This is a genomic window from Ensifer sp. Root31 (assembly GCF_001424825.1).
Lineage (GTDB): Bacteria > Pseudomonadota > Alphaproteobacteria > Rhizobiales > Rhizobiaceae > Ensifer > Ensifer canadensis.
Map to the genome: position 1 here is coordinate 52,043 of NZ_LMCO01000026.1, position 9,717 is coordinate 61,759.

The following is a 9,717-nucleotide window of genomic DNA, read 5'->3' on the forward strand; positions in this document are numbered from 1 at the left end:
GCGGATGTATCGCCAAACGTTCCTAAACTTTGCAGATCGTGCTTCCCGGATTTCCTCTTTGGAAGGAAATTAGCGGGACGCGGTGTTATCGTCGCTCGACATCGCGGCGTTGATATCATTGCAATCGCCGCGTTGCGCGTAGAGGATGGAGCGCAGACCGGCCAGTTGGTGGTGAGGAGATCACTGATAGGGTCGAGGGGAGGAGACGAGAGATGTTTCAGGGCGGATTGAGCTTCGCGCTCGGCGAGGACATTGACGCGTTGCGCGATAGCGTGCGCCGTTTTGCGACTGAGCGTATCGCGCCGCTGGCGGCGGAAACCGATCGCAACAACGCTTTCCCGACGCCACTCTGGCGTGAGATGGGAGATCTCGGGCTGCTCGGCATCACCGCCGACGAGGCCTATGGCGGTGCGGGCATGGGCTATGTCGCCCATTGCGTCGCCATGGAAGAGATCAGCCGCGCCTCCGCCTCCGTCGGCTTGAGCTACGGCGCCCATTCCAATCTCTGCGTCAACCAGATCAGCCGCAACGGCAACGAGGCGCAGAAGGCGCGCTACCTGCCGAAACTGATCTCCGGCGAACATGTCGGCGCACTCGCCATGTCCGAACCGGGAGCGGGCTCCGACGTCGTTTCCATGACGCTTCGGGCCGAGAAGCGCGGCGACCGCTACGTTCTCAACGGTGGCAAGATGTGGATTACCAACGGCCCGGATGCGGACGTGCTGGTCGTCTACGCCAAGACGGACCCAAGTGCCGGTCCGCGCGGAATTACCGCCTTCCTCGTCGAAAAAGACTTTGCTGGCTTTTCCACCGGCCAGAAGCTCGACAAGCTCGGCATGCGCGGCTCGAACACCTGCGAGTTGATCTTCCGGGATTGCGAGGTGCCGGCGGAAAATATTCTCGGCAACGAAGGCGGCGGTGTCCGAGTGCTGATGTCGGGCCTCGATTATGAGCGTGTCGTCCTGTCCGCCGGACCGCTCGGCATCATGTCCGCTTGCCTTGACGTCGTCGTCCCCTATCTCCACGAGCGCAAGCAGTTTGGCCAGGCGATCGGCGAGTTCCAGCTCATGCAGGGCAAGCTTGCCGACATGTATGTGACGGCGAACGCGGCGCGCGCCTATGTCTATGCGGTGGCTGCAGCCTGCGATCGTGGTGAGACCACCCGCAAGGACGCGGCCGGCTGTATTCTTTATGCGGCCGAGAAGGCAACGGCGCTGGCGCTCGAAGCCATCCAGGCGCTCGGCGGTAACGGCTACACCAACGACTATCCGGCCGGGCGGCTGTTGCGTGACGCCAAGCTCTACGAGATCGGTGCCGGAACCAGTGAAATCCGCCGCATGCTGATCGGCCGCGAGCTGTTCACCGAGACCAGATAGACGCCAGGGTAGACCTCCGAAGCCACAATCAGGCTCGATCGAATGAGGACTTCATGACTGTTCTGAAATCTCACATCTCGCCCTCGTCCGACGTGTTCAAGGCCAATCAGGCGGCGATGGCGGAGGCGATTACGACTGTGGAGGACGCCGTCAAGATGGCGGCCGGCGGTGGAGGCGAGACGGCGCGCGAGCGCCATGTCAGCCGCGGCAAACTGCTGCCGCGCGACCGCGTCGCCTCGCTGATCGACCCGGCAACGCCCTTCCTCGAAATCTGCTCGACGGCCGCACACGGCATGTATAACGGCGATGCGCCGGCAGCGGGTCTCATCACCGGTATCGGCCGGGTGTCCGGCCGCGAATGCATGATCGTTTGCAACGACCCGACCGTCAAAGGCGGGACCTATTATCCCATGACGGTCAAGAAGCATCTGCGTGCGCAGGAGATTGCCGCCGAGAACCAGTTGCCGTGCATCTACCTGGTCGATTCCGGCGGCGCCAACCTGCCGAACCAGGACGAGGTCTTTCCCGACCGGGAGCATTTCGGTCGGATCTTTTACAACCAGGCCAACATGTCGGCGGCCGGAATTCCGCAGATCGCCGTTGTCATGGGATCGTGCACCGCAGGTGGCGCCTATGTGCCGGCCATGTCGGACGAGACGATCATCGTCGAGGGTCAGGGCACGATCTTCCTGGCCGGCCCGCCGCTGGTGCGCGCGGCGACCGGTGAAGTGGTCTCGGCCGAGGACCTTGGCGGCGCCGACGTGCACACGCGTCTCTCCGGTGTTGCCGACCATATGGCGCGCGATGATGCGCATGCGCTGGCGCTTGCCCGCCGTGCGGTCGCCGCACTCAACCGCCGCAAACCGACGTCGGTGGAATTGCAGAGCCCGGAGCCGCCGCTTTACGATCCGCAGGAGATCGCCGGCATCGTGCCGGCGGACCTGCGCACGCCCTATGACATCCGCGAAGTCATCGCCCGACTTGTCGATGGCTCCCGCTTCGACGAGTTCAAGGCGCGCTACGGCACCACGCTCGTCTGCGGTTTCGCGCATGTCCACGGCGTTCCCGTCGGCATCATCGCCAACAATGGCGTGCTTTTTTCGGAATCGGCGCTGAAGGGTGCGCACTTCGTCGAGCTTTGCGCCCAGCGCAAGATCCCGCTGGTGTTCCTGCAAAACATCACCGGCTTCATGGTCGGCCGCAAATATGAGACCGAAGGCATCGCCAAGCACGGCGCCAAGCTGGTCACGGCCGTGGCGACGGCGCAGGTGCCGAAAATCACCATGCTGGTCGGCGGATCGTTCGGTGCCGGCAACTATGGCATGTGCGGTCGCGCCTTCTCGCCGCGGTTCCTCTGGACCTGGCCCAACAGCCGGATTTCTGTAATGGGCGGCGAACAGGCGGCCGGCGTGTTGTCGACGGTGCGCGGCGAGGCGCTGAAGCGCGCCGGAACGCCCTGGAACGAGGAAGAGGAAGCCAAGTTCCGGCAGCCGGTTCTCGATCTCTTCGAGCGCCAGAGCCATCCGCTCTATGCCTCGGCCCGGCTCTGGGACGACGGCGTCGTCGACCCGCGCAAGAGCCGCGACGTTCTCGGGTTGTCCCTGTCGGCGGCGCTCAATGCGCCAATAGAAGATACGCGTTTCGGCCTGTTCAGAATGTAGGGAGATCGCGATGAAGCGCGAAAACGTCAACGCCAAGAATGCGCCGCAACCCCGTGGCGGCTATTCGCAAGCCGTGCGGCTCGAGAATTTCGAGCGACTGGTTTTCGTCAGCGGCCAGGTGCCGCTCAATTCCGACGACGTGCTGCCCGACGGCTTCGAGGCACAGGCGCGCCAGGTCTGGCTGAACATTGACGCCCAATTGAAGGCCGCCGGCATGAGCAAGGCCGATATCGTCAAGGTGACGGCCTTTCTCGCCGATCGCAACCACACCATGGCCAACCGCGCGGCCCGTGCCGAATATCTCGGTCCGCTCGCGCCGGCGATGACGGTGGTGATTGCCGGCATCTTCGATTCCGGTTGGTTGCTCGAAGTCGAAGTGATCGCGGCACAATAGGGCGGGCCATATGCCGATGTTTTCAAAGCTTCTGATTGCCAACCGCGGTGAGATCGCCTGCCGCGTCATCCGCACGGCCCGGCGCCTGGGCATCCGCACTGTCGCCGTTTATTCCGATGCCGATGTCGACGCTTTACATGTGACGTTGGCGGACGAGGCGATCCGCATCGGACCGCCAACAGCCTCCGAGAGCTATCTTTCGATCGAGCGGATCGTGGCTGCGGCTCGGTCCGTCAACGCGGATGCCATTCACCCGGGCTACGGTTTCCTGTCGGAAAACGCCAATTTTGCCGAGGCGGTCGAGGCCGCGGGCATGACTTTCGTCGGCCCGTCGCCGGACGCTATTCGCGCGATGGGGCTGAAGGATGCGGCCAAGGCGCTGATGCAACAGGCCGGCGTGCCCGTTGTCCCCGGTTATCACGGTGACGAGCAGGAGCCATCCTTCCTGGCGGACCGGGCGGCTGACGTCGGCTTTCCCGTACTCATCAAGGCGCGCGCAGGTGGCGGCGGCAAGGGGATGCGCAAGGTCGAGCAGCCGCACGAGTTTGCTGCGGCCCTTGAAGCAGCGCGCCGCGAAGCCGAAGCCGCCTTCGGCGACGGCGCGGTGCTCATCGAGAAATACCTGACCAAGCCGCGTCACATCGAAGTCCAGGTCTTCGGCGACCGCCACGGCAATATCCTGCATCTGTTCGAGCGCGACTGCTCGCTGCAGCGCCGCCATCAGAAAGTGATCGAGGAGGCGCCGGCGCCCGGCATGACGGCGGAGGTTCGCCGCGCCATGGGCGAGGCCGCGGTCAAGGCTGCGCGCGCCATCGGCTATGTCGGTGCGGGCACGGTCGAATTCATCGCCGATGTCACCAACGGGCTCTGGCCGGACCAGTTCTATTTCATGGAAATGAACACCCGGCTTCAGGTGGAGCATCCGGTCACCGAGGCGATCACGGGCATTGACCTCGTCGAGTGGCAGTTGCGCGCCGCTGTCGGCGAGGCCTTGCCAAAGCGACAGAATGAAATCGCCATTGATGGCTGGGCGTTCGAGGCACGGATCTATGCCGAGGATCCGGCGCGCGGCTTCCTGCCGGCAACCGGGCGGCTCGCAACGCTCGATTTTCCTGTAGACGGCGTCCGCGTCGATGCCGGCGTCCGGCAGGGCGACGTCATCGCCCCCTACTACGACCCGCTGATCGCCAAGCTGATCGTACACGGGCCGAGCCGCTCGTCGGCGCTGGCGCGGCTGGAGAGCGCCCTCAAAGCCTGCCGTATCGGCGGTACCATCACCAATCTCGATTTCTTGGCCCGCCTCGCTGCAGAGCCCGAGTTTCGCGCCGGGCGGCCGGATACCGGCCTTATCGACCGGGCAATCGATCAATTGACGACGCCTGTGGTGCCGAGTGACGAGGCGCTGGCACTGGCGGCGATCGCCGCCACCGGCGTGCTGCAGCCGATGAAATCCGACGATCCCTGGTCGTCGCTCGGTCACTGGCAGATCTGGGGGGATGCTCATAGAAGCATTGCCGTCGACCACGCCGGCGGGCGATCGGTCGTCACGCTTGCCGCGCGCGGGCGCGATCAGTTCGCAGTGCGGGCTGGCGAAAGCACCTTTCCGGTGCTTGTGCTCGATCGGTTCGACGATGGCGCCCGTGTGGAGATCTCCGGCGAGCAACGCGTCTTCCGCTTCCTGCGCGAGCATGAAACCATCACGCTCTTCGTCAGTGGCGAGACCTTCGTTCTTCGCCTTCCCGATGCGCTCGCCACCGCCCACGCCGGTGAGGCGGCGGAGGACGAGCTTGCCGCTCCGATGCCCGGCATCGTCAAGCTCATCCATGTTCGCGCCGGCGACGTGGTCACGAAGGGCCAACCGCTCGTGGTGATGGAAGCGATGAAAATGGAGCTGACGCTGGCAGCGTCGCGTGCGGGCGTCATCGAGAGCGCGCTGGTAACGCCAGGCGAACAGGTAAGCGCCGGCGCGATCCTCGTCGTGTTGCAACCGGAGCGCAGCGAATGAGCGTGCTGGCGCCAGAACATGTCACACTTGTCGAAATGGCGCCACGCGACGGCTTGCAGAACGAGAAGCGGCTTGTCGACACGAAGGACAAGATCCACCTTGTCGATCTGCTGTCGGACTGTGGTTACCAGCGCATAGAGGTCACGAGCTTCGTCAGCCCGAAATGGGTGCCGCAAATGGCGGATGCGTCGGCTGTCATGGCCGGGATAAAGCGTCGACCGGGTACGCGCTACGCGGCGCTGACGCCGAACATGCAGGGCTTCGATGCGGCTCTGGCGGCCAAGGCCGACGAGGTTGCGATCTTCGCCTCGGCGTCTGAGACCTTCTCGCAGAAGAACATCAATTGTTCGATCGCCGAAAGCATCGAGCGCTTTCGCCCGGTTGCAGAGGCCTGCCGCGCCAGTGCTGTGCCGTTGCGAGGCTATGTCAGCTGCGTTGTCGAGTGCCCCTATGAAGGCGCGATCGCGCCGGAGAGCGCTGCCCAAGTGGCCGCCGCCTTGATGGTGCTTGGCTGTTACGAGATCAGCCTTGGCGACACGATCGGGCGCGGCACGCCCGAGGCGGTCGACGCGATGTTGGCGGCCGTGCTGGCTCATGTTCCGGCCGAACAATTGGCGGGCCATTTTCACGACACGTCCGGGCGAGCGCTCGACAATATCGGAGTCGCGCTCGAGCGCGGCTTGCGTGTCTTCGACGCTTCTGCCGGTGGCCTTGGCGGCTGCCCCTATGCGCCGGGCGCCGCAGGGAATGTCGATACGCTTGATGTCAATGCCTTTGTCATCGGGCGCGGGTTTTCGACGGGGCTGGATGCGGCAAGGCTCGAAGATGCGGCCGCCTTCGCACGATCGCTGAGGAGTGCTGGCTGATGTTCGAAACGATCCGATACGCCGTCGATGCGAAGGGCGTCGCCCGCCTGACGCTGGCGCAACCGCAGAAGCACAACGCGCTTTCCGCAATCATGATCGGTGAACTGACTGAGGCGGCGGAGCGACTGTCAGTGGATGTCACCGTCCGCGTCGTGGTGCTCGATGCCGAAGGCCGCAGTTTCTGCGCCGGCGGCGATCTCAACTGGATGCGCGAGCAGTTCGACGCGGACCGGCCGACCCGGATCGCCGAGGCGACCCGTCTGGCGTTGATGTTCAAGGCGCTGAACGAGATCGCCAAGCCGGTCATCGCACGGGTGCACGGCAATGCCTTCGGCGGCGGCGTCGGCCTCATGAGCATCTGCGATGCCGTCATTGCGTCGTCCGATGCGCGCTTCGGCCTGACCGAAACCCGGCTCGGCCTCATTCCGGCGACCATCAGCCCCTACGTCGTTGCCCGCATCGGCGAGGGCAGGGCGCGGCCTCTGTTCATGTCCGCACGCCTGTTCAGCGCCGAAGAGGCAAGGGATGCCGGTCTGGTGACGGCCATTGCTGCCCCCGATGCGCTTGATGCGGCAATTGCGGCCGAGGTCGAACCCTATCTCCAGACAGCGCCCGGTGCGACCGGACGGGCGAAACGGCTTGCCCGTTCGCTCGGACAGCCGATCACCGAAGAGACTATTGCCGCGACGATCGAGCAGCTTGCCGATTGCTGGGAGTCCGATGAGGCGCGCGAAGGCGTTGCCGCCTTCTTCGAACGGCGCGAGCCCTCTTGGCGACAGGCATCGCTTCCTTGATTTGAGCAGATTTTGAGCCTATTTTGATCAGGTGATGATCAAGATAAGATCGGAATGCGCCATGTCAGCCGTCGGCTTCAACATCTCTGCCTCCCATTTCGGCGAAAGCCAGTCGTCGTTTCTGTCTGCCCGGCTGGTCGCGGATCGTCTGGGCGTGACACTTGCGGAACTGGCGAAGCTGATCGGCGTCGCACGCAACACGCTGACGGCGAAGTCGAGCGCGCGCAAGGTCGACGCGGCTCTCAGCAAAGTCGTGCGTATCCTCGCCATGGCTGCCGAAATGGCGGGCGACGAGAGCCGGGCCGTGATCTGGTTCAAGCACCAGCCGATCCCCGGATGGGCGGGCAAGACTGCCTATGATCTTGCCCGAGAGGGCAAGGCAGACAAGGTGCTTGCCTATCTCGAGGCCGTGCGTTCGGGTGTCTACGCCTGATGTCGGAGAGTGAGCCGGTGCGCCTCTGGCGCGCCTATGTGCCCCGCTGGGCCCACGCTCCGCTTTCGGGCGATGGTGCCGCGCGCTTCGGCGGCCGCTGGAACCCGGTCGGCCTGCCGACGATTTACGCGGCGCGCGAACTGTCGACCGCCTGGGCGGAATATAACCAGAGCTTTGTCCAGCATCCCGCTTTGATCGCTCAGCTTGAACTGCGGCATGCGTGGCTGGCCGATATGATGGCGCCGGATGTGCTTGCGGATTTCGGCGTTACTGATGATATCCACCGGGAGGAGTGGCGCGACGCACTGGATCAAGGCGTGGTGCCGGCGACGCACCGTCTGCAGGCGGAGTTGACCAGCCGTGGTTTCGATGGGCTGATCTACCCGTCCTTCATGTCCCCGGGCGGCAGCTGCGTCGCGCTCTGGCGATGGAATGCCGGCGGGGCGGAGTTGACGGTGATCGATCCGGAAAGCCGCTTGCCGAAGACGCCGGCGTCCTGGCTCTGAGGCCGATACGCCCAGTCAAAAAACCTTGCCGGGGTTCAGGATGCCCTTCGGGTCAAGCGCGTGCTTGATCCGGCGCATGACCTCAAGCTCAGCCGCACTTCGCGAATGGCCGAGGAACTCCCGCTTCAAGGTGCCGATGCCGTGTTCGGCGGAGATCGAGCCGCGATAGCGCCGAACGATGTCATAGACGATGCCGTCGACCGCGTGCTGCGTGCTCTCGTCGCTTCCCGGCGTGGAAAAAGCGATGTGCAGATTGCTGTCGGCAACATGCCCGAAGAAGGAGATGTGCGCCTGCGGGAAACGGGCGGCGAGCGCCGCGCCGCATTCGGCCGCGAAACGGCCGATTTCGCCGATCGGCAGGCTGACGTCGAGATTGATCAGCGCCGGCAGCAAGCGGTCCATCGCGTGGCCCTCGCGCACCTGCCAGAAGAGCCGGCTTTCTTTCTCCGACTGGGCGATCAGAGCATTGACGATGACATCGTCTTCCAGTGCGGCGCCGAGGAAGGTCTCAAATTCCTCGCTGTCGGTCTCGTGGCCCTGGACATCCTGTTCCACGATCACCGCAAAGGCGGGGGACGTCTCGAAAAAGCGCTGTCCCTCCGCCTCGCAGTTGAAGTGAAAATAGTCTTCCCACATGGCCTCGAAGGCCGAGAGGCCAGGAAGTCCTCTTTGTGCTCGCGCCAGGAAGGCGACGACCTGGTCATAGGTCTGAAGCGCGCAGAGCGCCGTCAGCCGTCCGGACGGCCGCGGCTTCAACCGCAGGACGGCGCGTGTGATGACGCCGAGCGTGCCCTCCGAACCGATGAAATACTGGCGCAGATCATAGCCGGTGTTGTTCTTGATCATCTTGCTGAGCGACGAGAGGATCGTGCCATCGGCAAGCACGGTTTCAAGCCCCAGGACGTTGTCACGCGTGACGCCATGGCCGATGACGCGGATGCCGCCGGCATTGGTGGCGAGATTGCCGCCGATCTGGCAGGAGCCGCGGGCGCCGAGGTCTATCGGCAGCAGGAAGCCTGCATCGTCGGCGGCGCGCTGGGCGACCTCGAGCGGCGTGCCGGCAAGGACGGTCATGGTTGCGGAAAGCGGATCGATTTCCTCAACGCCGGTCAGGCGTTCGAGCGAGATGGAAATCGCGTCCTCGTCCGGGTTCGCGCCGCCGGCAAGGCCGGTCAGCCCACCTTGTACGACGACCGCCTGGCCATGGGCGTTGCATATGCGGAGGGTCGCTGCGACTTCCTCTGTGTTCGCAGGGCGGATGACGGCCTTCGGAAGATAACGTCCGGTGAGGCTGGCGTCGCTGCGATAGCGCTCGCCGATGTCAGTGCCGGTCAGCACGGCATCGCCGAGTGCCTGTTTCAGATCGTCAATAACGGACATGCGCCTCGTCTCCCGCTTCTCTCACCGCATGAGGTGCTGTAGCGCATCTCGGCAGAAACGGGAAATGGCTTGGAGGCGAGATGAGGATCGGGCGCTGAGAAGCCGTCAGGTCCCGGTGCGTGCCAGTTCGAACGGTTGGACCGGCGCCTCCGCCTCGACGTCTGCGCTTGGCACCTCGTTGCCCGCCTTCTCGTCCCTGAACAGCTTCCACTTTGTCGGGCGGAATGCGACCCTTGCGCGGTCCTGTGTTGTGGTGCGTTCGGGTGGCAGTTCGATTTCGGCATGCGGATGGTTGCGGCCGA

General features: G+C 64.3%; 9 protein-coding genes and 1 pseudogene. 8 read left to right on the forward strand and 2 right to left on the reverse strand.

Features of this window, described 5'->3' with window-relative positions:
* The first annotated feature begins 212 nt into the window (after positions 1-212).
* The 8 genes from ASD00_RS22790 to ASD00_RS22825 all read left to right on the forward strand — a co-directional run bounded on the left by ASD00_RS22790 (position 213) and on the right by ASD00_RS22825 (position 8,035).
* The gene (locus ASD00_RS22790) at positions 213-1,376 is read left to right on the forward strand and encodes an isovaleryl-CoA dehydrogenase (protein ID WP_025428458.1); all 1,164 of its coding nucleotides are present in this window, start codon (positions 213-215) and stop codon (positions 1,374-1,376) included.
* Positions 1,377-1,429: 53 nt separating this feature from the next.
* The gene (locus ASD00_RS22795; RefSeq protein WP_025428459.1) at positions 1,430-3,037 is read left to right on the forward strand and encodes a carboxyl transferase domain-containing protein; all 1,608 of its coding nucleotides are present in this window, start codon (positions 1,430-1,432) and stop codon (positions 3,035-3,037) included.
* 10 nt (positions 3,038-3,047) lie between these two features.
* Positions 3,048-3,431, forward strand: a complete 384-nt coding sequence (locus ASD00_RS22800; protein ID WP_057208934.1) for a RidA family protein — start codon at positions 3,048-3,050, stop codon at positions 3,429-3,431.
* Positions 3,432-3,447: 16 nt separating this feature from the next.
* On the forward strand, positions 3,448-5,436 hold the full coding sequence (locus ASD00_RS22805; RefSeq protein WP_025428461.1) for an acetyl/propionyl/methylcrotonyl-CoA carboxylase subunit alpha: 1,989 nt from the start codon (positions 3,448-3,450) through the stop codon (positions 5,434-5,436).
* Positions 5,433-6,302: a hydroxymethylglutaryl-CoA lyase gene (locus ASD00_RS22810; protein WP_057208936.1), complete on the forward strand. Its 870-nt coding sequence runs from the start codon at positions 5,433-5,435 to the stop codon at positions 6,300-6,302. The genes ASD00_RS22805 and ASD00_RS22810 overlap by 4 nt, the downstream gene beginning before the upstream one ends.
* A complete protein-coding gene (locus ASD00_RS22815; protein ID WP_025428463.1) occupies positions 6,299-7,096 on the forward strand; it encodes a crotonase/enoyl-CoA hydratase family protein in 798 nt (265 codons plus the stop codon). Before ASD00_RS22810 ends, ASD00_RS22815 begins: the two co-directional genes overlap by 4 nt.
* Positions 7,097-7,157: 61 nt before the next feature.
* The gene (locus ASD00_RS22820) at positions 7,158-7,529 is read left to right on the forward strand and encodes a DUF2384 domain-containing protein (RefSeq protein WP_025428464.1); all 372 of its coding nucleotides are present in this window, start codon (positions 7,158-7,160) and stop codon (positions 7,527-7,529) included.
* Positions 7,529-8,035 carry an RES domain-containing protein gene (locus tag ASD00_RS22825; RefSeq protein WP_025428465.1) on the forward strand — a complete coding sequence of 169 codons (507 nt, stop codon included), beginning with the start codon at positions 7,529-7,531 and terminating at the stop codon, positions 8,033-8,035. Before ASD00_RS22820 ends, ASD00_RS22825 begins: the two co-directional genes overlap by 1 nt.
* A 15-nt stretch (positions 8,036-8,050) precedes the next feature.
* Here ASD00_RS22825 and ASD00_RS22830 read toward each other — a convergent pair whose 3' ends face one another.
* The gene (locus tag ASD00_RS22830; RefSeq protein ID WP_057208938.1) at positions 8,051-9,415 is read right to left on the reverse strand and encodes an FAD-binding oxidoreductase; all 1,365 of its coding nucleotides are present in this window, start codon (positions 9,413-9,415) and stop codon (positions 8,051-8,053) included.
* A 105-nt stretch (positions 9,416-9,520) separates the two neighbouring features.
* Positions 9,521-9,717: pseudogene (locus ASD00_RS41855) on the reverse strand (sulfate ABC transporter ATP-binding protein); the annotation flags it as partial.

What these genes read in the sequence shown, in the direction of transcription:
- ASD00_RS22805 (WP_025428461.1), top strand. Translation starts at nt 3,448, where the DNA reads ATGTTTTCAAAGCTTCTGATTGCCAACCGCGGTGAGATCGCCTGCCGC.
- ASD00_RS22830 (WP_057208938.1), bottom strand. Translation starts at nt 9,415, where the DNA reads ATGTCCGTTATTGACGATCTGAAACAGGCACTCGGCGATGCCGTGCTG.
- ASD00_RS22800 (WP_057208934.1), top strand. Translation starts at nt 3,048, where the DNA reads ATGAAGCGCGAAAACGTCAACGCCAAGAATGCGCCGCAACCCCGTGGC.
- ASD00_RS22790 (WP_025428458.1), top strand. Translation starts at nt 213, where the DNA reads ATGTTTCAGGGCGGATTGAGCTTCGCGCTCGGCGAGGACATTGACGCG.
- ASD00_RS22825 (WP_025428465.1), top strand. Translation starts at nt 7,529, where the DNA reads ATGTCGGAGAGTGAGCCGGTGCGCCTCTGGCGCGCCTATGTGCCCCGC.
- ASD00_RS22795 (WP_025428459.1), top strand. Translation starts at nt 1,430, where the DNA reads ATGACTGTTCTGAAATCTCACATCTCGCCCTCGTCCGACGTGTTCAAG.
- ASD00_RS22820 (WP_025428464.1), top strand. Translation starts at nt 7,158, where the DNA reads ATGTCAGCCGTCGGCTTCAACATCTCTGCCTCCCATTTCGGCGAAAGC.
- ASD00_RS22810 (WP_057208936.1), top strand. Translation starts at nt 5,433, where the DNA reads ATGAGCGTGCTGGCGCCAGAACATGTCACACTTGTCGAAATGGCGCCA.